This window comes from Pseudomonas frederiksbergensis, assembly GCF_003732665.1.
GTDB classification, from domain to species: Bacteria; Pseudomonadota; Gammaproteobacteria; order Pseudomonadales; family Pseudomonadaceae; genus Aquipseudomonas; species Aquipseudomonas frederiksbergensis_G.
This window is the reverse complement of sequence record NZ_MOBP01000017.1, coordinates 61,899-85,519: the sequence shown is the minus strand read 5'-3', so window position 1 is coordinate 85,519 and position 23,621 is coordinate 61,899. Positions and strand designations below refer to the sequence as shown.

The window sequence follows — 23,621 nt, the reverse complement described above, 5'->3', positions numbered from 1 at the left end:
AGGTAATCACGCCGCCTTCGGTGACGGTGTTGCCCGCGGTCAGGGTGACGGTGGTGGTGTCGACCGAATCGGTAATGGTCGTCACGGCCGGCGTCGGGTTCGGGGTCAACTGTTCGAAGTTGCCGCCGGTGGTGCCGGTGATCGTGGTCGTGACGGTGCTGCCGTTCTGATAAACGTCATTGGCTGGCGTCGGAACGTCCACGCTGCCGGTGGTTTTACCGGCTTCGATGGTGATGGTCGAACCGTTGGAAAGGGTCACGGTGACCGGGGTCTGCGCCGGGTTGGTCAGGGTCGCGGTGTAGGTAATCACGCCGCCTTCGGTGACGGTGTTGCCCGCGGTCAGGGTGACGGTGGAGGTGTCGACCGAATCGGTAATGGTCGTCACGGTCGGCGTCGGGTTCGGGGTCAACTGTTCGAAGTTGCCGCCGGTGGTGCCGGTGATCGTGGTCGTGACGGTGCTGCCGTTCTGATAGACGTCATTGGCTGGCGTCGGAACATCCACGCTGCCGGTGGTTTTGCCGGCTTCGATGGTGATGGTTGAGCCGTTGGACAGGGTGACCGTGACTGGCGTCTGCGCCGGGTTGGTCAAGGTCGCGGTGTAGGTAATCACGCCGCCTTCGGTGACGGTGTTGCCCGCCGTCAGGGTGACGGTGGTGGTGTCGACCGAATCGGTAATGGTCGTCACGGCCGGCGTCGGGTTCGGGGTCAACTGTTCGAAGTTGCCGCCGGTGGTGCCGGTGATCGTGGTCGTGACGGTGCTGCCGTTCTGATAAACGTCATTGGCTGGCGTCGGAACGTCCACGCTGCCGGTGGTCTTGCCGGCTTCGATGGTGATGGTCGAACCGTTGGACAGGGTGACGGTGACCGGGGTCTGTGCCGGGTTGGTCAGGGTCGCGGTGTAGGTAATGACGCCGCCTTCGGTGACGGTGTTGCCCGCGGTCAGGGTGACGGTGGTGGTGTCGATGGTGTCGGTGACTTGAGTCGTCGCCGGGCCGGTTGGCGTGGTGACGATGATGCCGGCGCCGCCGGTGGTGCCGGTGACGGTGACGTCGATTTGGCTCGGGTCGTTATAAACGGTGTCGTTCGGCGCCAGGGGCACGTTGACGGTGCCGGTGGTTTGGCCCGCCTGGATCACGATCACCGAGCCGTTGGACAGGGTGATGGTCAGGTCGCTGGTCGGTGCCTGGGTCAGGGTCGCGGTGTAAACCAGCACGCCGCCGGCTTCGGTGATGGTCGGCGTGGCGCTGAGGCTCAGGGTCGAGGCCTGCACGATGTTGGCGTTGTTGGTGGTCTGGCCGCCAATGGTGTTCTGGGTGGCCGCCCCGGCAGAGCCGATGCCCGCGGTCGGGAAACCAATGGTCGGGTCTACCCGGCCAGCGGTGGCATCCAACAGCACGAAGCTATGGCCACCACCTGCTGCGCCGCCAGTGCCCGCAGCGGTTGGGCCGGCTGCGGTGGCTTCGAGGTCTTTGGTCGGGTCGGCGCCGGCAACGATGGCCTGCTGCAGCTCTTCAACCGATGGCGCGGCTTGTGCAGTGGCTTCTGCCAGGTCGGTGCTGGAATCCGGATCGGTGCCACTCCATTGGGTGTCGCGGCCCAGGTCCAGGGTCCGGCCATCGGCCAGTTCGAGCGTGACGGCGCCAGCGGCACCGGTGTCTACCTGATCGCCGACAAACAGCCGGTCGCCTTCAACGAGTACGCGGCGGACGCCCTCTGGGGACACCGCGAAAACTTGACCAACAATGCTTTTGACGATGGCAACAACACTGCTCATTGAAGACTCTCCGGGTGTCACGTTCAGTTGACTTCCATGGACCTGATGGCGAACTCGCCAAAGCAGTCTGGACGTACTTTTAAAAAATTTAGTGCATAAGCTTGACGCTGCAATCCGTCAATAATTTGGCTATATTTTTTCGCTATTTAGTTTATGCCAAACTATTGACCTTATGGGTGCCATCCTAAACAATCGCCCCAGTAATGTCACATTGATATTTAAGCGGCGACCTGTCCTACAGCGTGTGATCCAGTTCCTGTTTTGAACTTTCCGACATACGGTCATTCCGGTCACCATCATCCGACGCAGCGCCACTCTTTGCTGTGATTCAAGACAAGAAGTTCTGGGAAATTTTCTACATGCGTTCGTACTTGTTCAAAGCGTTACCCTTCGCCCTTGCCGCCAGTTTCGTCCAAGCACAAAGCCTTCCAGAAGCCATGCAACAAGCGCTGGACGTCCATCCGGAAATCCAGGCAGCGGTTAATAGCCGATTGGCCGCGGATTATCAGTTAAAGGCCGCCAAAGGTGGATACCTGCCACGGGTCGATCTGCTGGGCGGTTATGGTCGCGAAGGTACGGATAACGTCACCACCCGCGCCGACACCGGCAGCAATCACTGGGAAACCCTGAACCGCAGCGAGTCAAGTTTGCGTCTGTCGCAAATGGTTTTTGACGGTTTTGCGACGTCCAGCGAAGTGGGGCGTCAACAAGCCACCGTTAACTCCCGTGCCTATTCCCTGCTGGGCACTTCCGAGCGCACCGCGTTGACCGTGGCCCAGGTTTACCTCGACGTGCTGACCCGCCGCGAATTCGTGCGTCTGGCCGAAGAGAACCTGAAGAGCCACGAGCGGATCTTCGATCAGATCAAATTGCGCACCTCCCGGGGTGTTGGCAGCGGCGCTGACATGGATCAGGCCGAAGCCCGTATGGCCCAGGCCCGCAACAACCTGATCACCGAACAGACCAACCTGGCCGACGCCGAGACCAACTTCCTCAGTGCCGTGGGCCAGATGCCCGACCAGCTCGAGCGTCCTGCGCCATTCCTCGCCCTGCTGCCGGCCAACCTGAATGAAGCCCGCTCGCAGATGCTGGAAAACAGCCCGATCCTGCGCTCCGCCGAGTCTGATATCGCCGCCGCCGAGAAGCAGTACGACGCCGCCAAGTCGTCGTTCTACCCGCGTTTCGACGCCGAACTGGGGCGTTCTGCCGACAACGATGTCGACGGCCAGAATGGTCACAGCAACGAATGGCAAGCCATGTTGCGCATGCGCTTCAACCTGTTCGCCGGTGGCAGCAACAAGGCGGACCTGGAATCCAAGTCGTACCTGTCGAACCAGGCGCTGGATATCCGCAACAACGCCTTGCGCGTGTTGAACGAAGAACTGGGCCTGGCCTGGAACGCGTTGAACAACGCCAATGCCCAAGTGCCGATCGCCCAGCAATATGTCGACCACAGCACCGCGGTGCGCACCGCTTACCAGAAGCAGTTCAGCCTCGGTCAGCGGACCTTGCTCGACTTGCTCGACAGTGAAAACGAGTTGTTCACCGCGTCCCGTCGTCTGGCGGACATAAAAAACACTCAGTTATTTACTCAGTACCGAATCAAGGCGACCATGGGCGAGTTGCTCAAGAGCCAGGGAGTGGTCGCACCGTTGGCATCCGTTGTGCAGAACGACGTGAAGCCAAAGGTTCAATTGCCCGGTATGAATTGAGCAGGACCTTTATTGTTCAATTGTTAGCCAAGAGTGCCGAGCGTGGAATCAGAAGTCAGTCGAGTTCAACTCATTCATGATCCACGCGCGCTGCATGACGATCCGTTACTGGATGGTCTGCTGGCCCTGTGCACGCTGCACCAGAAACCGGCCAGCGCGGCGATGCTCACCACCGGTCTGCCGCTGCCCAAGCAACGCCTGAGCGTCGAGTTGCTGCCCCGTGCCGCCGCTCGCGCCGGCCTGCAAGGGCGGGTGCTGCAACGCAAGCTGGAAGACATTCCGGCGATTGCGATGCCGGCGCTGTTGCTGCTCAAGGACGGACGCAGTGCCGTTTTGCTTGGCTGGCAGGGCGACGACCAGGCCCGTGTGCTGCTCAGCGAAACCGATGGCGGCGAAAGTGTCGTCAGCCGTGAATTGCTGGCCGACGACTACATCGGCAAAGTCTTCTTCGCCCAACCCCAACATAAATTTGACGTGAACCACGGCACGCTGATTCCGCGTGCGCGTTCGTGGTTCCGCGACACCCTCAAGCGTTCGCGCTGGCTGTATGCCGACGCCATCGCCGCCAGTTTCCTGATCAACATCATCGCCATGGCCGCGCCGCTGTTCGTGATGAACGTCTACGACCGCGTGGTGCCGAACCAGGCGGAATCGACCCTGTGGGTGCTGGCGATCGGCATCACCGGCGCCTATCTGTTCGACCTGATCCTCAAGAGCCTGCGCAGTCTGTGTCTGGACCTGGCCGGGAAGAAAACCGACCTGATCATCTCGGCCACGCTGTTCGAGCGCATCGTCGGCATGGCCATGAAGTACCGCCCGGCCCGGGTCGGCAGCTTCGCGCAGAACATCCACGAGTTTCAGAGCCTGCGCGACTTCCTCGCCTCGCTGACGCTGACTAGCCTGATCGACCTGCCGTTTACCCTGCTGATCTTCATGGTCATCGCCATTCTTGGCGGGCACCTGGTGTGGATTCCGGTGCTGGCGTTCCCGATTGCGCTGCTGATCGGTTATGCGTTGCAGAAGCCGCTGGTAGCGACGATGGAACGCACCATGGCCCTCGCCGCCGAGCGTCAGTCGAGCCTGATCGAAACCCTCGCCGGCCTCGACGCGGTGAAGGTCAACAACGCCGAAAGCGAACGCCAGTACCAGTGGGAACAGACCATCGGCACCCTAAGCCGCCTCGAACTGCGGGTGAAAATGCTCTCCGGCCTGGCGATGAACATCACCTTGCTGATCCAGCAACTGGCCGGGGTGATCATGATCGTCTTCGGCGTGTACCAGATCATCGACGGTCACCTGAGCATGGGCGGCCTGATTGCCTGCTACATGCTCAGCGGTCGTGCGCTGAGCCCGCTGGCCTCGCTGTCCGGCCTGCTGACCCGTTACCAGCAAGCGAAGGTGACGATGGTCTCGGTGGACCAGATGATGGAGCTGCCGCAAGAGCGCAATTTCGACGAGCGCCCGCTGAGCCGCAAGGTCCTGCAAGGCGCCATCGAATGCCGTCAGCTGAACTTCACTTACCCGAACCAGCAAAATCCGGCGCTGAAGAACATCAACCTGATCATCAAACCCGGCGAAAAAATCGGCATCATCGGTCGCAGCGGCTCGGGCAAAAGCTCCCTGGCCAAGTTGCTGGTGGGCCTTTATCAACCGGACGACGGCGCCTTGCTGGTGGATGGTGTGGATATCCGCCAGATCGACGTCAGCGAGTTGCGCCACAACATTGGCTACGTGCCCCAGGACATTCAATTGCTCGCCGGTACGCTGCGCGACAACTTGGTCTCGGGTGCGCGCTATGTAGAAGACGAACTGGTGCTACAAGCCGCCGAACTGGCCGGCGTCCACGAATTCGCCCGTCTGCACCCGCAAGGTTATGAACTGCAAGTCGGCGAGCGCGGGCAGAACCTGTCCGGCGGCCAGCGCCAGAACGTGGCCCTCGCTCGCGCACTGTTGCTCAATCCGCCGATCCTGCTGCTCGACGAACCGACCAGCGCCATGGACAACACCGGCGAAGAACGCCTCAAGCAACGCCTTGCTGCAGTGATTGAAAGCAAAACCGTGGTGCTGGTGACGCACCGGGCGTCGCTACTGTCGCTGGTGGATCGCCTGTTGGTGATCGACCGTGGACAGATTCTCGCCGATGGCCCGAAAGCCGCCGTGATGGAAGCGTTGAAGAAGGGGCAGATCAGTGTTGCTTAAGTCGGGTTTCAGGGATTCTGTGCGCCGTTACTTCAAAGGCTCGGCGTCGCTGCAAGGCCAGCCGTTGCCGGAAGTGAACAAAGCGCTGATCGAAGATGCGCCGCGCGTGGTGCGGCTGACCATCTGGGCAATCATCGGCTTTTTCGTGTTCCTGATGCTCTGGGCCAACTTCGCCGTCATCGACGAAGTGACCAAGGGCGACGGCAAGGCGATCCCGTCGTCAAAGATCCAGAAAATCCAGAACCTTGAGGGCGGGATCGTTTCCGAACTGTTCGTCAAGGAAGGCCAGATCGTCGAGGCCGGCGCACCGCTGATTCGCCTGGACGACACGCGATTCGCCTCCAACGTTGGCGAAACCGAAGCGGATCGCCTGTCGATGCTGCTGCGGGTCGAGCGCTTGAGCGCCGAGGTGGATGACCGTCCGCTGAACTTCCCGGCCGACGTGCTCAAAGCCGTACCGGGCCAGGCGGCCAGCGAAGAGTCGCTGTACACCAGCCGTCGTCAGCAGTTGCATGATGAAATCGGTGGCTTGCAGGAGCAGTTGATCCAGCGTCAGCAGGAACTGCGCGAATTCACCTCCAAACAGTCGCAGTACCGCAACGGCCTGGCGTTGCAACGCCAGGAAATCAACATGTCCGAGCCGTTGGTGGCCCAGGGCGCGGTGTCGCCGGTGGAAGTGCTGCGGCTCAAACGCGCCGAAGTGGAAACCCGTGGCCAACTGGACGCGACCACCCTGGCGATACCCCGTGCCGAGTCAGCGATCAAGGAAGTGCAGCGCAAGATCGACGAAACCCGCGGCAAATTCCGCAGCGAAGCCCTGACCCAACTCAACGAAGCCCGCACCGACCTGAACAAGGCCCAGGCCACCGGCAAGGCGCTGGAAGATCGCGTGAGCCGGACACTGGTGACATCGCCAGTGCGCGGGATCGTCAACAAATTGCTGGTGAACACCATTGGCGGCGTGATTCAGCCGGGCGTCGACCTGGTGGAAATCGTGCCGTTGGACGATACCTTGCTGGTGGAAGCAAAGGTTCGCCCGCAAGACATCGCGTTCCTGCACCCGGGGCAAGAGGCGACGGTGAAGTTCACCGCGTACGACTACACCATTTATGGTGGGCTCAAAGCCAAGCTTGAGCAGATCGGCGCCGACACCATCACCGATGAAGACAAGAAAACCACGTACTACATCATCAAGCTGCGCACCGACCGCAGTCACCTCGGGACTGATGAAAAGCCGTTGCTGATCATCCCGGGGATGGTGGCGTCGGTGGACATCATTACCGGCAAGAAGACCGTGCTCAGCTATCTGCTCAAGCCGATTATTCGGGCGCGGGCTGAGGCTCTGCACGAGCGATAGTCTTCGGTTGCTGCTTCTGGCCTCTTCGCGAGCAAGCCCGCTCCCACACGCAGAACCAATGTGGGAGCGGGCTTGCTCGCGAAGGCGGCCTAAAAGACACCACAATCCAAAAGCCGAACTGATCGTTCCCACGCAGGCGCGTAGGAACAATCGGTGGCATATCGTTATTCACTAACGGTATTTAAATTTCAATTCTTATGACTATAAAGTCACTCTCCTGCGTACCCGCCGACCAATCGGCGCGCCGCACGACACGAACCAACACGGGACCTCCGTGAGTTTCTGATCGACGCGCGCGCCCTTGAGCGTGCCGTGCGTGGGAGTGATTTACATGTCAGCCGTCTCTACGTCTCAAAGCATCGCGCCGCAAACCTTTGATATCCGCCCGTTCAGCGGCGCCGTCGGTGCCGAAATCATCGGCCTGGACCTGTCCCGCCCGATCAATGACCAGGATTTCGCGCGCATCCACCGTGCGCACCTGGATTATCACGTCGTTGTCTTCCGCGACCAGCGCATTACCCCCGAGCAGCAAATCGACTTCAGCCGCCGTTTCGGCGTGTTGCAAATCCACGTGCTCAAACAGTTCTTGCTGACCGGCCACCCGGAAATCCTCATCGTGTCCAACATCATCGAAAACGGCGTGTCCGTTGGCCTCGGTGATGCCGGCAAGTTCTGGCATTCGGACCTTTCCTATAAAGAACTGCCAAGCCTGGGCTCGATGCTGCACGCCCAAGAGCTGCCGTCCGAGGGCGGCGACACCCTGTTCGCCGACATGCACAAAGCCTGGGACGGCTTGCCCGACGCGCTGCGTAAAGCCGTCGAAGGTCGATCCGCCGCCCACTCCTACACGGCGCGCTACAGCGAAACCAAATTCGAAGGCAATTGGCGTCCGACCCTGACCCCGGAGCAACTGGCCCAGGTCGCCGAAGTCGTGCACCCGATCGTGCGCACTCACCCGGAAAACGGGCGCAAGGCGTTGTTCGTCAGCGAAGGCTTCACCACGCGCATCGTTGGCCTGCCGGAAGACGAGAGCCAGCAACTGCTCGCCGAGCTCTACGCCCACAGCGTGTTGCCGCAAAACATCTACCGCCATCAGTGGCAGCCCCACGACCTGGTGTTCTGGGACAACCGTTCGCTGATCCACCTTGCCGCCGGGTGCCCGAGCTACCTGCGCCGCAAGTTGTATCGCACCACCATCCAGGGCGACGCGCCTTTCTGATTTGCCGGAGAACCACCATGTCCAAACGTCTTTCATTGGCACCGCTGGCCGCGGCCATCGGCCTGGGTTTCAGCCTGATCGCCGGCAGCCTGATGGCGCCGACCGTGGCCCAGGCTGAAGGTGAAATCCGCATCGCCGAGCAGTTCGGCATTGTTTACCTGTTGCTCAACGTGGTGCGCGATCAGAACCTGATCGAGAAGTACGGCAAGCAGGAAGGCATCGACATCAAGGTCGACTGGACCCAGCTCTCGGGCGGGGCGGCGGTCAACGATGCGTTGCTCTCCGGCTCCATCGACATTGCCGGGGCCGGCGTCGGTCCGCTGCTGACCATTTGGGACCGCACCCACGGCAAGCAGAACGTCAAAGCTGTGGCTTCGTTGGGTAACTTCCCGTACTACCTGGTGAGCAACAATCCCAAGGTCAAAACCATTGCCGACTTCACCGAGAAGGACCGCATTGCGGTGCCGGCGGTCGGGGTGTCGGTGCAGTCGCGCTTCTTGCAATACGCGGCCGCCAAACAGTGGGGCGACAAGGAATTCAATCGCCTCGACAAGTACACCATCGCCATTCCGCACCCGGACGCCACTGCTGCGCTGATCGCGGGCGGCACCGAGCTGACCGGGCATTTCTCCAACCCGCCGTTCCAGGATCAGGCGCTGGAAAACCCCAACGTGCATGTGGTGCTCAACACCTACGACCTGCTCGGCCCGAACTCGCCGACGGTGCTGTTCGCCACCGAAAAATTCCGCGACGAGAACCCGAAAACCTACAAGGCGTTCGTCGAGGCGCTGACCGAAGCGGCGCAATTTGCGCAGAACGATAAAGGCGCGGCGGCGGACACATACATCCGCGTGACAAAAGCCAAAATCGACCGTGCGGCGCTGCTGAAAATCATCGACAACCCGCAGTTCGAGTTCAGCGTCACGCCGAAAAACACCTACCCGCTGGCCGAATTCCTGTACCGCGTCGGCGCGATCAAAAACAAACCGGATTCGTGGAAGGATTATTTCTTCCAGGACGCCAAACCGCTGCAAGGGAGCTGATCGACATGAACGCCCCCTTGCAAGGCCACACGGCCAGCAACCCGACCACGGCAACCCAGGCGCTGCTGTCGGTTGATCACGTAAGCCTGGAATACCGCACGCCGCAACGGGTGGTTCGCGCGACCCATCAAGTGAGTTTCGAGATCGATCCGGCGGACCGCTTTGTGCTGCTCGGCCCGTCCGGGTGCGGTAAATCGACGTTGCTCAAAGCAGTGGCCGGGTTCATCCAGCCGTGCGAGGGCGAGATTCGTCTGCTGGGGCAAACCGTCAATGCGCCAGGCCCGGACCGGATCGTGGTGTTTCAGGAATTCGACCAACTGCCGCCGTGGAAAACCGTCAAACAGAACGTGATGTTTCCGCTGCTGGCCTCCAAAACCCTCAAACGCAAAGAGGCCGAAGAGCGGGCGCTGCACTATCTGGACAAGGTCGGGTTGGCGGCGTTTGCCGATGCCTATCCGCACACCTTGTCGGGCGGTATGAAGGCGCGAGTAGCGATTGCTCGGGCCTTGGCGATGCAGCCGAAAATCCTCCTGATGGACGAACCCTTCGCCGCCCTCGACGCACTGACCCGACGCAAGATGCAGGAAGAATTGCTGCTGCTCTGGGAAGAGGTGCGCTTCACGCTGTTGTTCGTGACGCATTCCATCGAAGAGGCGCTGGTGGTGGGCAATCGCATCCTGCTGCTGTCACCGCATCCCGGGCGGGTGCGGGCGGAAGTCCACAGCCATCAATACGATTTGCACAGCCTCGGTGGCGTGGCGTTTCAGGAATCGGCGCGGCGGATTCACCGGTTGTTGTTCGATGAAGGCCAGTCCCCGGAAACCGAGCGCGAGCTGGATTTCTCTGACATTCGCATCGCTTACTGAGCCATTGAGAGGATTGCCCGATGAGCCAGTTTTCATCTGCGCGTAAAGAATTCGAAACCGTATTAGAGCCCCTGACGAGCGTACCGCTGGAGCGAGAATTGCCCCTCGGCCAGCGTGTATGGCAACAGGGCTGGATTCGTAAAAGCCTGATCCTGATCTTGCTGGCGGTGCTGTGGGAAATCGTCGCCCGTATCCAGAACAACGACCTGCTGCTGCCGAGTTTTTTGCAAACCGCCAGCGCGTTGTACGACGGTCTGCTCAGTGGTGAGTTGCTGGGCAAGGTGTGGATTTCCCTGGTGGTTTTGCTCAAGGGTTATCTGATCGGCATCGTCCTGGCGTTTGCCCTGACCACGTTGGCGGTGTCGACGCAGTTCGGTCGTGACCTGCTGAGCACGCTGACCTCGATGTTCAACCCGTTGCCGGCGATTGCGCTGTTGCCCCTGGCCTTGCTGTGGTTTGGCCTGGGGCAAAACAGCCTGATTTTCGTGCTGGTGCATTCGGTGCTCTGGGCTTTGGCGTTGAACACTTACGCCGGGTTCCTCGGCGTCTCGGAAACCCTGCGCATGGCCGGGCGCAACTATGGCCTCAAGGGCATGCGCTTTGTGTTGTTCATCCTGATTCCGGCGGCATTGCCGTCGATTCTTGCCGGGCTGAAAATCGGCTGGGCGTTTGCCTGGCGCACCCTGATCGCGGCGGAACTGGTGTTCGGCGCGACCAGCGGCAAGGGCGGGTTGGGTTGGTACATCTTTCAGAATCGCAATGAGCTGTACACGGACAAGGTGTTTGCGGGGTTGGCAGTGGTGATTCTGATTGGGTTGCTGGTGGAGAACCTGGTGTTCGATACCCTGGAGCGGGTGACGGTGAAGCGGTGGGGGATGCAGCGCTGAGTTTTGTGGTGCCTGGACTGGCCTCTTCGCGAGCAAGCCCGCTCCCACAGGGGATCTTCAGTTAATGAAGATTTTGTGCAAGGCAAAACACCCTGTGGGAGCGGGCTTGCTCGCGAAGGCGTCAGTCCAGTCACCACTCAATTCAAGTGTGTCTGCTAGCATTGCGCCTGAATCAATCCTGATCAGCCAAGAGTGCTCAGCATGCAACTCCCGGACATGAACTTGTTGGTCGCCCTCGATGCCTTGCTCGACGAGGGCAGTGTGGTGGGCGCCGCGCGGCGGATGAACCTCAGCCCGGCCGCCATGAGCCGAACGCTGACCCGTATCCGCGAAGCCATCGGCGACCCGATCCTGGTGCGCGCCGGACGTGGCCTGGTGCCAACCCCCAGGGCCTTGGCGCTGCGCGAGCAGGTGCGGGACGTGGTGGAGCAGGCGGCGTTGCTGTTTCGTTCGGCGGACGCCGTGGAACTGGGCACCCTGCGCCGGCGCTTCAGCATCCGCGCCAATGACTTTTTCGTCGGCGTCTACGGCGGCAAGCTGTTCGACACCATGGAGCGCCAGGCCCCGCACTGTGAACTGCGTTTCGTCCCGGAAGGCGATGGTGACGACGAGGCGCTGCGCGAAGGGCGGATCGACCTGAGCGTCAGCAACAATCGCCCGTCGATGCCGGAAGTGAAGATTCAAAACCTGTTCTCCACCCACTTCGTCGGCCTGGCCCGGGAAGATCATCCGCTGTTTGCCGAAGAAATCACTGCCGAGCGCTATGCCGGGTTTTCCCATATCAGCATGTCCCGACGCGGGATCGCCCGTGGGCCAATTGATACGGCACTGGAAGCCTTGGGATTGGAGCGGCGGGTGGCGGTGATTGCGCCGAGTTTCCATGCGGCGATGTTTGCCCTGCCCGATTCCGACCTGCTGCTGCCGGTGCCCAAGGAAGCGCTGCTAAGCGTGCGGCGCCTGGGCTTGAAATTGCGCTCGTTCACCTTGCCGATTCCATTGCCGATGCTGATGCTGACCCAGGCCTGGCACCCGCGCTACGACAAAGACCCGGCCCACCGCTGGATGCGCGAAACCCTCAAGGCGTGCTGCGATGAGACCTGGTTGGCTGCGCAGCCGGTTTGAAGCCGAAGTAAGTCCCCTGTGGGAGCGGGCTTGCTCGCGAAGAGGCCGGCACATTCAACATTCATATTGACTGACCCACCGCTTTCGCGAGCAAGCCCGCTCCCACAAGGGATTGGTCATCGTTGCGTCTGGCGCAGTTATAAACTGCCAATAAGTCAATTTTCGTAACGCCCCGCCCTCCATAAAATGCCCCGGTATTTCCTATTCCGGAGCGAGTCCATGACTTCCCTCACGGCCCCAGCCCCCCTCGCTGCGGCCAGCCCTGCCGCCGTCACGCCACCGGTCTTCGGTCTGCGGATCATCATCGGTCTGGTGGGCGTGTTGCTGGCGGTGCTGGTGTCCGGCCTGAACGAGATGGTGACCAAGGTCGCCCTGGCCGACATTCGCGGCGCGTTGGCCATCGGTTACGACGAAGGCACCTGGCTGGTCGCCAGCTACACCGCGACCTCCGTGGCAGCGATGGCCTTCGCGCCATGGTGCTCGGTGACGTTCTCGTTACGCCGCTTCACCCTCTACGCCATCGGCGCTTTCACGCTGCTGGGCGTGCTGTGCCCGTTCGCGCCGAATTACGAAAGCCTGCTGCTGATGCGCATCGTCCAGGGCCTGGCCGGCGGGGCGTTGCCGCCGATGTTGATGACCGTCGCCCTGCGTTTCCTGCCGGCCAACGTCAAGCTCTACGGCCTGGCCGGGTATGCCCTGACCGCAACCTTCGGCCCCGGCCTCGGCACACCCTTGGCCGGGTTATGGACCGAGTACGTCGGCTGGCAATGGACCTTCTGGCAAATCATCGTGCCGTGCCTGATCGCCATGGCGGCAGTGGCTTACGGTTTGCCCCAGGACCCGCTGCGCCTGGAGCGCTTGAAGCAGTTCAACTGGCGCGGTTTGTTGCTGGGGTTTCCGGCGATCTGCATGCTGGTGATCGGCATCCTGCAGGGCAATCGGCTGGACTGGTTTGAATCGAGCCTGATCTGCTTTTTGCTTGGCGGCGGTTTGCTGTTGTTGGTGCTGTTCCTGATCAACGAATGGTCGCAGCCGATCCCGTTCTTCAAGTTGCAGATGCTCGGCATTCGCAACCTGTCGTTCGCCTTGATGACCCTGGCCGGGGTGTTGGTGGTGTTGCTGGCGGTGGTGGTCATTCCGTCGAGTTACCTGGCGCAAGTCCAGGGTTATCGGCCGATTCAGACCGCGCCGATCATGCTGATCGCTGCGCTGCCGCAGTTGATCGCACTGCCATTGGTGGCGGCGTTGTGCAACCTGCGCTGGGTCGATTGCCGTTGGGTGCTGGGGCTTGGCTTGAGCATGTTGGTGTTGTCCTGCCTCGGTGGTTCGCAACTGACGTCGGCGTGGATTCGCGATGATTTCTACGTGCTGCAACTGCTGCAAATCTTCGGACAACCCATGGCGGTGTTGCCGCTGTTGATGCTTGCCACCGGCAGCATCACGCCGATGGAAGGGCCGTTCGCCTCGGCCTGGTTCAACACCGTCAAAGGCCTCTCGGCGGTGATCGCCACCGGCATCATCGACGCGCTGACCACCGCACGCCTGCATTTCCACTCGACCATGTTGGTGGACCGCCTCGGCAATTCGCCCCTGGTCGACAGCGACAGCGCCGGCCTTGCCCACCGACTGCATGAGCAGGCCGTGGTGCTGACCGCTTCCGATCTTTATCTGTGTATGGCGGGTGTCGCTGTCGCGCTGATCCTGCTGATTTTCTGGCTGCCGACGCGGATCTTTCCGCCCCGTGCGCCGACCTGAACGCATCACTGAAACTGAAGGTTTTTATGACGACTTTTACCAAGCAAAAAGTGGCGGTCGGTGTGGCCGCAGCCATCGCGGTCGGCGTGCTGATTTACCTGATCGCGCCGGGACTGTTCGGCAAACGCACGCAGCAGACCACCAACGACGCCTTTGTTTCGGCGGACTTCACCCTGGTCGTACCGCGAGTCGCCGGGTTTATCAAAGAGGTGTTGGTGGAAGACAACCAGCAGGTCAAGGCCGGGCAGTTACTGGCGTTGATCGATGACCGCGACCTGCGCGCCGCTGCCCAGGCTGCCGATGCCGAAACCCTGGTCGCTCGGGCGCAACTGCAAAATGCTCGGGCTACCCTTGAGCGCCAGACGTCGGTGATCGCCCAGGCCCAAGCCACGGTGGTCTCGGCCAAGGCGGAAATGGCCTTCGCCGAGCATGAATTGAATCGCTACGACCACCTTGCTGGCGTCGGTGCCGGGACGGTGCAGAACGCGCAACAGGCGCGCACCCGCATCGATCAGGCGACCGCTCGGCTGGCCAATGCCACAGCGGTGTTGGCGGCAGAACGCAAGCAAGTGGACATCCTCACCGCCCAGCGCGATGCCGCCGAAGGTGGGCTGAAACGCTCGCAAGCGGCGCTGGAAATCGCCAGTTACGAGCTGTCCTACACGCGCATCGTCGCGCCCCAGGATGGCATGATCGGTGAGCGGGCCGTGCGGGTGGGCGCCTACGTCACGCCCGGCAGCAAGATGCTCGCCGTGGTGCCGTTGGCGCAGGCGTATGTCGTCGCCAATTTCCAGGAGACACAACTGACGAACGTGCAGCCAGGGCAGGACGTGCAGGTTCGCGTCGACAGCCTTGGCGGTGAAATGTTGAGCGGTCGCGTCGAAAGCATCGCGCCGGCTACTGGAGTGACGTTTGCCTCGGTCAAACCCGACAACGCCACGGGTAACTTCACCAAGGTGGTGCAGCGGATTCCGGTGAAGATTGTGCTGGATGCGGGGCAGCCGTTGGCGCAGCGGTTGCGGGTGGGGATGTCGGTTGAGGCGAAGATTGATACGGCCGCCGAATTGCGTGAGGTTGCGCAGAAATGAACCTCTTTATAGGTCTGTCTGACGCTTTCGCGAGCAAGCCCGCTCCCACAGGGGAATGCGTTTCAATGTGGGAGCGGGCTTGCTCGCGAAGAGGTCGGTTGCCTCAACTCACCTTGCTGGTCTTGAGCCTCTCCGCCTGCACCGTCGGCCCCGACTTCCACAAACCCGAACCACAACAAATCGCCGAATGGTCAAAACCCGCCAAACCTGCCGAAAGCCAAGCCGTCTCGCAAACCATGGACGAACGCTGGTGGGAGATTTTCCACGACCCGAAACTTGCGGCCCTGAGCCAGCGCGCCCTGACCGATAACCTCGACCTGAAACTCGCCAGCAGCCGCTTGCAGCAAAGCCGCGCCGCACGCCAGGTCGTCACCGCTGATCGCTACCCGACGACCGCCGCCACCGGCAGCTACGGACGTGAACGCAACAGCGGCGCGGGCCTGAGCGACCCGTCCGGCAAAAACGGCGACTCGGCGTTCAACCTCTGGGACGCCGGTTTCTCCGCGTCCTGGGAACTGGATTTCTGGGGCCGCGTGCGCCGGGAAACCGAAGCCGCCGATGCGACCCTCGAAGTCGCGGAAAACGACCGTCGCGGCGTACTGCTATCGGTATTGGCCGAAACCGCCCAGGACTACATCCAGTTGCGCGGCGTGCAGAACACCCGCGCAGTGACTGAGCAGAACCTCGACGTTGCCCGGCACAGTCTGAAGCTCTCGCAACTGCGCCTGGCCGACGGCGTTGCCACCGACCTGGACGTCGCCGAAGCCGCCGCGCAAGTGGCGGCCATCGAATCGCGCCTGCCAGCGCTGGAGCAGCGTCAGTCACAACTGATCAACGCCCTGAGTTTGCTGATGGGCGAACCACCCCAAGCCTTGCACGCCGAGTTATCCACAGACGCCCCGGTGCCGCAGACCCCGCGCCAGGTCGCCATCGGCCTGCCGTCGCAACTGGCCGAACGCCGCCCGGACATCCGCCAGGCCGAAGCCCGTTTGCATGCCGCAACGGCAAGCATTGGCGTGGCCAAGGGCGATTTCTATCCGCGCATTACCCTGTCGGGCAACATCGGTTCCCAGGCCATGCAACTCAGCGATTTCGGCTCCTGGGGCTCGCGCTCGTTCGGCATCGGCCCGCAATTCAGCCTGCCGCTGTTCGACGGCGGTCGCCTGCGCGGCATGCTCAACCTGCGCGAAGCCCAACAACAGGAGGCAGCCATCGCCTATCAACAAACCGTGCTGCGCGCCTGGCATGAAATCGACGACCAGTTGACCGCCTACAACGCCAGCCAACTACGCCGCGACAGCCTCGCCGAAGCCGTGCGCCAAAACCAGATCGCCCTGCGCACCGCGCAACAGCAATACGTCGAAGGCGTGGTGGATTTCGTCAACGTACTGACCGTGCAAGGCGAGTTGTTGGCGACCCAGCAGCAATGGGTTGAGAGTTCGACGGGCGTGTCGTTGGCTATGGTCGGGTTGTACAAGGCGTTGGGTGGGGGATGGGAGTCGGTTTATCCGCTGGCGAAAGTCGCTACCAATAATCCGGTTTGATGGCTGGCGTCTTGCGGGTAGGGACCTTGTCTGGAAACTGGTGTGATTGCAGCTCCTCTGCGGAGATGGCGCGTCGCATCCAGTGCGAATGATCCTTCAAAGAACCGGGCGGAATTCGTTTGAGCCCTGTCCTATATGGAAGAACGATACCTATGGTTATGTGGGGAAAGTCTTCTCGGATAGCTTTCAGTGCGGGAGCCATATCTGTATCCCCGGATACCAGAACGAGTTGCTGGATGCTTTCAGCTGCGGTGACCTTGGTTTGTTTGGCCGCGGTGCGGTACATGCTTATCGCGATATGGACGTCAGTTTCCTTTTCTTCCAGCTTCCAGATAGGCGTTGTGTCCCGACGCGAGGCACCGATTTTCTTGTTGATGAAACGGGGCGCGCGCGCCGGTTCGAGTTGGTGGCGACCATAGTGAACGTCAACATTGTGAGCCCTCAGGGCCCGGACGTAAGTATCTTGAGCCTCCTTGGATGCGATGCCACGAGTAGCCAGTTCCGGTTTAACCGACGCAGTGAAGTAGTCGATTGAGGCGACAGAGCTTTGAGGGTTTTCAATGTGAGCGATATAGGCCAACAACTGCGGCAGGTTTAGCCATTTGTAAGGGGTATCAGCCAGCAACCCGTAGAACACGTTGTAGCCATCAACGAAGAACGCAGTGCGCACAAATCCAACCCTCAGAAACGAAAAAACCGGCCGAAGCCGGTTTTTTCACCCCAACTGCCAGAGAACTGAATCTCTGCGTACGGGGTTGAGTAGTGCGCAAATCCTAAATTGCATGTGTCATGCACGTCAACCGTTGACGGATCAGGGCTCTACTCGACTGGATTCTTTCCAGCACCGGCAACCCAGTTTTGGACAGGCGCCGGGTTGTTGGTCAAGTCACTAATGGCCTCATCTGTTAGTGATTGTTGCGACAGACAAGCGGCGGTGAGGGGAGGGTGTATAGAGGCAAAAACGTCCATCGCTCGCTTCAGTTTCGACTGAAGGCGAGTTCTCAATTTCGTGTGGGATTTTGTACCCGCTCTCATTAAGTGAGAGAGCAAACAAGCGCTCTGAAAATTTTGTCCTTTTTGAAACAACACATTTCCATCCAATGATGGCTATTCGCTTGACGCAACCCCCCGCTGTCGTAGACTCCGGTCATCCGTCAGGGAGTCACGGTTATGCCGCGTTTTGGAAGTTGGGTTATCGGATTGACCTTTGTAACGTGCGCAGTACAAGCGCAAACCCCTGCGCCAGACGATCCGTTGCTGGACAACAACGCTACCGGCGGCGCCGCCCTGGCCAGCAGTGAGGCTCGTGGTGTGCTGCGGGCTCGGGATCAAGCGGTGCTCGCCAGTGAGTTGCCGGGGCGGATTGTCGAGTTGCCGTTCAGCGAGGGCGAGTCGTTCAAGAAGGGCGATACCCTGGCGAAGTTCGATTGCTCGGGTTTTCAGGCCCAGCTCAATGCCGCGCAGGCCGCCAGCCGTGGCGCCAGTGAAGAATTGGCCCACAACAAGCAATTGGCGGCGTTGAATTCCGTCGGGCGTTTCGAAGTGGCGCGGGCCGAGGCCAAGGTCAGCGAGACTCAGGCGCAATCCCAGGTTTATCAGGTGCAGGTGAAACGCTGCAGCGTGCTCGCACCGTTTGACGGCCAGGTCGTCGAGCGCAAGGTCCAGCGTTATGAAAGCGTGGCGGCTGGCGCGCCGTTGCTGGATGTCGTCGATAACCGCACCCTGGAAATCCATTTGCTGATTCCTTCGCGCTGGATGGGCAAGCTCAAGCCCGGCCAGACTTTCAGTTTTGTGCCCGATGAAACCGGTCAGCCACTGGATGCCACGGTCAAGCGCCTGGGGGCGCGGATCGATGAAGGCAGCCAGACGTTGCTGCTGGTGGCGACGCTGCCAAACGCCACGGGCCTGTTGGCCGGCATGAGTGGAACGGCGCGCTTCGCGGAGCTCAAGTGAACGCCCCGATCAGCGGCGGTGCCGAGCAGGTATTCGCCCGGTTTCTCGATCTCGAACGCCTGACTCGTGCGGCGCGCACCTCTGCGCAATTGGCCTACAGCCTGGTCAATGACGGCCAGGCATTGTTCGGTTTTCGTCATGCGGCGTTGTTGATTGCCGGCAAGGTCCAGGCCGTGACCGGCGTCAGCGCGGTTGATCCGAACGCGCCGTTCGTGGCGTTTGTCGAGCAAGCGGTGGCGCAGCTGTTCAAGCTCGGTGTGCTGAAACAGGCGCGGGTGATCCCCCACGATGGCCTCAGCGCCTCGATTCAGGCGGACTGGCAAAGCCTCTCCACCGCCCAGGTATTCTGGTTGCCGCTGGTGGACCATCAAGGCGAAGTCTTTGGCGGTTTGTGGCTGGCCCGGGACACGCCCTGGAATCCTTCCGAACAGGTTTTGCTCTCGCAATTGGGCGACACCTATAGCCACGCCTGGCTGGCGCTGCAACCGCGCAAACCGTGGCGACTGCGCTGGACCCGTAAACGCCAGGTGGCGCTGGTCGCGCTGGCGCTGCTCGCCCTTTTCATCCCGGTGCGCCAATCGGTGCTGGCCCCCGCTGAAGTGGTGCCGTTGGGTGGCCGCGTGGTCGCCGCCCCGCTGGACGGGGTGATTTCGCAATTCCTGGTCAAACCCAACCAGACGGTGAAAACCGGCGACGTACTACTGCGCTTCGAAAACACTACGCTCAAGGCCCAGGCCGACGTGTCCGAACGGGCCTTGGGCGTGGCCGAAGCCGAACTCAAGGCCAACTCCCAGCGCTCCTTCGCCGACGCCGAATCCAGCTCGAAAATCGATCTGCTGGCGGCCCGGGTCGAACAGAAACGCGCCGAACGGGATTACGCCCGCGAACTGCTAAAACGCAGCGAAGTGCGCGCCGAGCGTGACGGCATCGCCGTGTTTGCCGACGCCGAGCGCTGGACCGGTAAACCGGTGCAGACCGGCGAGCGGCTGATGGAAATCGCCGACCCGAACCAGGCCGAGTTGCGTATCGAACTGGCGGTGGGCGATGCGATTGCCCTGGAGCCGGGAGCCGAGGTTTCGCTGTTTCTCGACAGCGATCCCTTGCAGCGGCACCTGGCCAAACTCGAACGCTCGGCCTACGAAGCGCAACCCACCGCTGGCGGACAACTGGCGTATCGACTGGACGCCAACTTCGACGCCGCGCCGCCACGAATCGGTTTACGCGGCACCGCAAAAATCTTCGGTGATCGTGCGCCATTGGCGTTGTACCTGTTACGTCGACCGCTGGCCGGGTTGCGGCAAAGCGTGGGCCTGTAGATGAGCCTGCCGAGCCTGCGGGCGGATCTGCAATTGCAAGCAGCGGCCCCGGCCCTCGACGGCTCACCGCGCTGGACCCTGGCCGACCCGGTGCGCGGTCGTTATTTCAAACTCGGCACGGCGGCCATGCGCCTGCTGCGCCACTGGTCCCTGGGCGATCCCGACAAGGTGTTACAAGCGGCGAACCGCGAGCCGGGCCTGCCGCTGGATGGCGCCGAGCTTGAGCAACTGCTGAATTTCCTCCGTGGCCATGACCTGATCACCGCCCTCGACCCGCAACAGCGCGCCAGTTACAGCCTGAAAGCCGCCGCCCAGCGCCAGACGCTGTGGCAGGTCCTGTTGCACCAATACCTGTTTTTCCGCATTCCGCTGTGGCGCCCGGATGCGTTTCTCAATCGCGCCTGGCCGTGGCTGGCGCGCTTCGGCCCGAATGCCTTGCGCTTCGGCTTGCCGGCCACCCTGATGCTCGGGGTGTTTCTGGTGTCCCGGGACTGGCAGCGCTTTATCGCCACCTTTCCGCATCTATTCAGCCTCGGCGGCGCCCTCGCGTTTGGCGTGGCGCTGTTCTTTGCCAAGCTCTGTCATGAGTTCGGCCATGCCTTTATGGCCAAGCGCGCCGGGTGTCGGGTGCAGAGCATGGGCGTGGCGTTCATGGTCATGCTGCCGATGTTCTACACCGATGTCAGCGACGCCTGGCGGGTCAATGACCGGCGCGCCCGGTTGCTGATCGGGGCCGGGGGGGTGATGGCGGAATTGCTGCTGGCCAGCATCGCCTTGCTGGCCTGGTCGTTTCTGCCCGACGGTCCGGGGCGCACGGCGGCGTTCATGCTCGCCAGTGCGACGTGGATCACCACGCTGGTGATCAACCTCAACCCGTTCATGCGCTTCGATGGTTACTTTTTGCTCAGCGATTTCTGGGAAGTCGATAACCTCCAGGGCCGAGCCTTTGCCCTGTGCCGCTGGCGTTTGCGCGAAGCCCTGTTCGGCTACGGCGCGCCAGCACCGGAGCCTTGGTCGCCGTCGATGCAACGGCGCTTGCTGATCTGGGGCTACGGCTCGTGGCTATGGCGTGCGGTGCTGTTTTTCGGGATCGCCCTGGCGGTGTATCACCTGTTCTTCAAGCTGTTGGGCATCTTCCTGATGCTGGTGGAACTGGTGTGGTTCATCTTCCTGCCCATCGTGCGCGAATGGCGTGAGTGGTGGACCCGCCGCGACCAGGCCCACGCCCCTCGGGTGTTGCTCAGTACCCTCGGGCTGGTGGCGATTGTTCTGCTGCTGGCGGTGCCATGGCGCAGCGCGGTGGAGTTGCCGGTGATGCTGGAGGCGGGACGCGTCAGCACCTTGCATGCGCCGGTGGCGTCGCGGGTCAAGCAGGTGAATGTGCACGATGGGCAGTTGGTGGCCCAGGGCGAGGTGTTGATTGAGTTGGAGTCGCCAGACCTCGATTCGCGTCAGGCTATCGTCCGGCGGGAAATCCAGATCCAGCAATTGCAGATGCGCCGTCAGGCCAGCCGCAGTGAAACTGCTGCCGATGCAGGGATCGTCGAGCAGCGTCTGGCCGAGGCCGTGGCTGAGTATCGCGGTCTGGCCGCGCAGCGTGAGCGCTTGCTGATCCGCGCACCCCAGGCCGGTAAGGTGCGCGATCTGTTGCCGCAATTGAATGCCGGACGCTGGTTGTCGCCCAAGGAAGCGCTGGCCAGGGTCGTCGAGGAGGGCGCGCGATTGCGCGGTTATCTGGCGGAGGCCGAGTTGTGGCGAGTCACGACCGGGGCTCAGGGGCGATTTATCGCCGAAGACCCGATGCACCCGGCCGTCGCCGTGCAACTGAGTGAAATCGACGCGAATGGCGCCGGGTTCATCGAGCAGGAAGCGCTGACTTCAGACCACCACGGGCCGATTGCCGTGCGCCGTGACCAGAGTCAGCGGCCGGAGCCGGTCCAGGCCCAGTACGCGGTGCGCCTGACTACACTGGACAGCATCGCCACCCCGACCCAGCCGTTGCGCGGTGTGGTGGTGGTGCAAGGTCGCAGTGAATCATTGCTGGGAACGGCCTGGCGCCGGATGGCGGCGTTGGGCGTAAGGGAGAGTGGTTTTTAGCGCAAGGAGACTTCGCAATGCTGAACAACAATTCCAATGGCGTGGGTGATCTGGTGGTGCGTCCGTCGAGTGCCACCGACGGGCCGTTTTTGCACAGCCTCTACCGCTCGGCGCGGCCCGATCTGCAATGGATCGATGGCGAGCAAGAGCTGGTGGAAGAGGTGGTTGCCCAGCAACTCAAGGTGCAGGAGCAGGGCACCGGCGAGTCGTATCCCGACGCCATGCACTTCGTGGTGGAAAAACTCGGCACACCGATTGGCGCGTTGACGGCCGATTTCGGCACCAATGAAATTCGCGTGTTGTACCTGGCGTTTATTCCGGCGGCCCGGGGCAAGGGTTATGGCCGCACGGTGTTGCAAGGTGTGCAGAAAGCCGCCGAACAGGTGCGCTGCCCGGTGGCGACGGTGGTCTGGACCAACAATCCCCATGCGCGCCGGCATTATCTGGCGCTGGGGTTTCAGGTCGAGGAAAGCAACGTGGCGGCCGAACGGCTGGTCTGGTATCCCGGCCAGCCGCAATCGGCAGTGGTCAGTTGACGGTGATGTCGAAGTAGACGTGGCTGGCGTCGCGCCCCAGCTCCGGGGTGCGTGAAACGACGATGCCCTCTATCCGGCCCAGCTCCGGCAGCTCGATCGCACAGGGGCCGTCGATGAAGGTCGTCTGCGCCACGCTGCTCAGTTCAACGCCAAACGGCATGCGGCCGTTGGCGGACATGCGTGCATTGGGCTTGTCCACCACGGACACGATCACCACCGGTATCTCGCTGCCATCGCTGAGGTAAAGCGGCTTGGAGGTGCCGAGCAACTGGCGGAAGTGGTCGCCGGTAATCTGATCAAGCATGAATCTACTCCCTGAAAAAATAGAGGGTCGGGGCCATAGGCCCCGACACCTGGGTCAGTTGCGAGAAGGGAAAAGCCCTTGCAGGGCGACACAGAAGTTCACCACCAGAACCGGGTTGACGATGCCCAGCGGTGAGCCGCTGCCGATGGTTTGCGCGGTGGCGGTCACGTTGACGGTGCCGCCCACGGTGCTGTTGACGCCTTTGAGCGCAATCGGATTGGCGCCCTGTGCGGTGGAGAAGATCGCGGCAGAGGTCGGCCCCGACGCGATGGAGGCGCCGATGTAGGCATTGTCATTCGACGGTGCGGTGGTGGGGGTGCTGGCGACGCTGGCCAGGTTGACCGTGGTGCTGGCGGTCAGGGCCGAGGTGGCGGTGGCAGTGATGACGGGGGCGTGAGGCGGCAGGTTAGCCAGCAGAACGCTGGTGTTTTCCGTGCCGATGACTTGACCGATCACCCGGTTAGTCAGGTTGACGCCTTGTCCCTGGTGCATCGGCAAGCGTCCGCAGAGGTTGGGCAACATGAAGGTCGTCGACCCATTGCCGCCATAGGTTATTCCCAGCAAGGTGAACAACGCCTGGTACTGGTTGACTGGCAGCGTCTGCCCGTTGGCTTGCATCCAGCCGCTGGGAGCGAACTGGAAGCCGAAGGGAAGAATGGTTCCGAGAAACACGTCCATAGTTATTTCATCCATGTAGTTTTTGAAGGAGACCGTACTGGCTCGACGCTACTGTTCGGGCCAGTCCTCAGCGTAGACGCTGGTGTGAAAGTCGCTGGATTGCGTTATGGCCCAGATGGGGGGAGCATCGAGCGAACTCCCGGGCGTGCTGCACGCTCCAAGAGTGATGAG

General features: G+C 61.6%; 19 protein-coding genes. 15 read left to right on the top strand and 4 right to left on the bottom strand.

The window, feature by feature from the left end; genetic code table 11:
* On the bottom strand, window positions 1–1,774 hold a 1,774-nt coding region (locus BK665_RS35005; protein ID WP_259699659.1), incomplete at its 3' end, for a retention module-containing protein.
* 359 nt (window positions 1,775–2,133) lie between these two features.
* On the opposite strand from BK665_RS35005, the gene BK665_RS26145 reads away from it, so the two are divergent.
* The 11 genes from BK665_RS26145 to BK665_RS26095 all read left to right on the top strand — a co-directional run bounded on the left by BK665_RS26145 (window position 2,134) and on the right by BK665_RS26095 (window position 16,566).
* Window positions 2,134–3,486: a TolC family outer membrane protein gene (locus BK665_RS26145; RefSeq protein WP_123409432.1), complete on the top strand. Its 1,353-nt coding sequence runs from the start codon at window positions 2,134–2,136 to the stop codon at window positions 3,484–3,486.
* Between the two features lie 42 nt (window positions 3,487–3,528).
* Window positions 3,529–5,685: a type I secretion system permease/ATPase gene (locus BK665_RS26140; RefSeq protein ID WP_123409431.1), complete on the top strand. Its 2,157-nt coding sequence runs from the start codon at window positions 3,529–3,531 to the stop codon at window positions 5,683–5,685.
* On the top strand, window positions 5,675–7,042 hold the full coding sequence (locus BK665_RS26135; RefSeq protein WP_123409430.1) for an HlyD family type I secretion periplasmic adaptor subunit: 1,368 nt from the start codon (window positions 5,675–5,677) through the stop codon (window positions 7,040–7,042). The genes BK665_RS26140 and BK665_RS26135 overlap by 11 nt, the downstream gene beginning before the upstream one ends.
* Window positions 7,043–7,373: 331 nt before the next feature.
* On the top strand, window positions 7,374–8,261 hold the full coding sequence (locus tag BK665_RS26130; protein WP_123409429.1) for a TauD/TfdA dioxygenase family protein: 888 nt from the start codon (window positions 7,374–7,376) through the stop codon (window positions 8,259–8,261).
* Window positions 8,262–8,278: 17 nt separating this feature from the next.
* On the top strand, window positions 8,279–9,304 hold the full coding sequence (locus BK665_RS26125) for an ABC transporter substrate-binding protein (protein ID WP_123409428.1): 1,026 nt from the start codon (window positions 8,279–8,281) through the stop codon (window positions 9,302–9,304).
* 5 nt (window positions 9,305–9,309) lie between these two features.
* Window positions 9,310–10,170 carry an ABC transporter ATP-binding protein gene (locus BK665_RS26120; protein ID WP_123409427.1) on the top strand — a complete coding sequence of 287 codons (861 nt, stop codon included), beginning with the start codon at window positions 9,310–9,312 and terminating at the stop codon, window positions 10,168–10,170.
* A 20-nt stretch (window positions 10,171–10,190) separates the two neighbouring features.
* Window positions 10,191–11,057: an ABC transporter permease gene (locus BK665_RS26115; RefSeq protein WP_123409426.1), complete on the top strand. Its 867-nt coding sequence runs from the start codon at window positions 10,191–10,193 to the stop codon at window positions 11,055–11,057.
* 201 nt (window positions 11,058–11,258) lie between these two features.
* On the top strand, window positions 11,259–12,179 hold the full coding sequence (locus tag BK665_RS26110) for a LysR family transcriptional regulator (protein WP_123409425.1): 921 nt from the start codon (window positions 11,259–11,261) through the stop codon (window positions 12,177–12,179).
* 219 nt (window positions 12,180–12,398) lie between these two features.
* Window positions 12,399–13,934: an MFS transporter gene (locus BK665_RS26105; protein WP_123409424.1), complete on the top strand. Its 1,536-nt coding sequence runs from the start codon at window positions 12,399–12,401 to the stop codon at window positions 13,932–13,934.
* A gap of 26 nt (window positions 13,935–13,960) precedes the next feature.
* Entirely contained in the window at window positions 13,961–15,022 is a 1,062-nt protein-coding gene (locus BK665_RS26100) for an HlyD family secretion protein (RefSeq protein WP_123409423.1), read from the top strand.
* Window positions 15,019–16,566, top strand: a complete 1,548-nt coding sequence (locus BK665_RS26095) for an efflux transporter outer membrane subunit (RefSeq protein WP_123409422.1) — start codon at window positions 15,019–15,021, stop codon at window positions 16,564–16,566. The genes BK665_RS26100 and BK665_RS26095 overlap by 4 nt, the downstream gene beginning before the upstream one ends.
* On the opposite strand, the gene BK665_RS26090 is transcribed toward BK665_RS26095, so the two are convergent.
* On the bottom strand, window positions 16,547–17,236 hold the full coding sequence (locus BK665_RS26090; protein ID WP_123409421.1) for an NYN domain-containing protein: 690 nt from the start codon (window positions 17,234–17,236) through the stop codon (window positions 16,547–16,549). The two genes, BK665_RS26095 and BK665_RS26090, sit on opposite strands and share 20 nt — an antisense overlap.
* Window positions 17,237–17,736: 500 nt before the next feature.
* Between BK665_RS26090 and BK665_RS26085 the strand changes: the two genes are divergently transcribed.
* Genes BK665_RS26085 through BK665_RS26070 form a run of 4 tightly spaced genes read left to right on the top strand, consistent with a single transcriptional unit; the run spans window position 17,737 to window position 22,468 of the window.
* On the top strand, window positions 17,737–18,519 hold the full coding sequence (locus tag BK665_RS26085) for an efflux RND transporter periplasmic adaptor subunit (RefSeq protein WP_123409420.1): 783 nt from the start codon (window positions 17,737–17,739) through the stop codon (window positions 18,517–18,519).
* The gene (locus tag BK665_RS26080) at window positions 18,516–19,835 is read left to right on the top strand and encodes an efflux RND transporter periplasmic adaptor subunit (RefSeq protein WP_123409419.1); all 1,320 of its coding nucleotides are present in this window, start codon (window positions 18,516–18,518) and stop codon (window positions 19,833–19,835) included. The genes BK665_RS26085 and BK665_RS26080 overlap by 4 nt, the downstream gene beginning before the upstream one ends.
* A complete protein-coding gene (locus BK665_RS26075) occupies window positions 19,836–21,932 on the top strand; it encodes an efflux RND transporter periplasmic adaptor subunit (RefSeq protein ID WP_123409418.1) in 2,097 nt (698 codons plus the stop codon).
* Between the two features lie 17 nt (window positions 21,933–21,949).
* On the top strand, window positions 21,950–22,468 hold the full coding sequence (locus BK665_RS26070; RefSeq protein WP_123409417.1) for a GNAT family N-acetyltransferase: 519 nt from the start codon (window positions 21,950–21,952) through the stop codon (window positions 22,466–22,468).
* Here the strand turns inward: BK665_RS26070 and BK665_RS26065 are convergent.
* Window positions 22,461–22,772 (bottom strand): hypothetical protein, encoded by a 312-nt coding sequence (locus tag BK665_RS26065; protein WP_123409416.1) that lies wholly within the window; start codon window positions 22,770–22,772, stop codon window positions 22,461–22,463. The genes BK665_RS26070 and BK665_RS26065 overlap by 8 nt on opposite strands.
* 54 nt (window positions 22,773–22,826) lie before the next feature.
* Window positions 22,827–23,450 carry a phage tail protein gene (locus BK665_RS26060; protein ID WP_123409415.1) on the bottom strand — a complete coding sequence of 208 codons (624 nt, stop codon included), beginning with the start codon at window positions 23,448–23,450 and terminating at the stop codon, window positions 22,827–22,829.
* Between the last annotated feature and the right edge of the window lie 171 nt (window positions 23,451–23,621).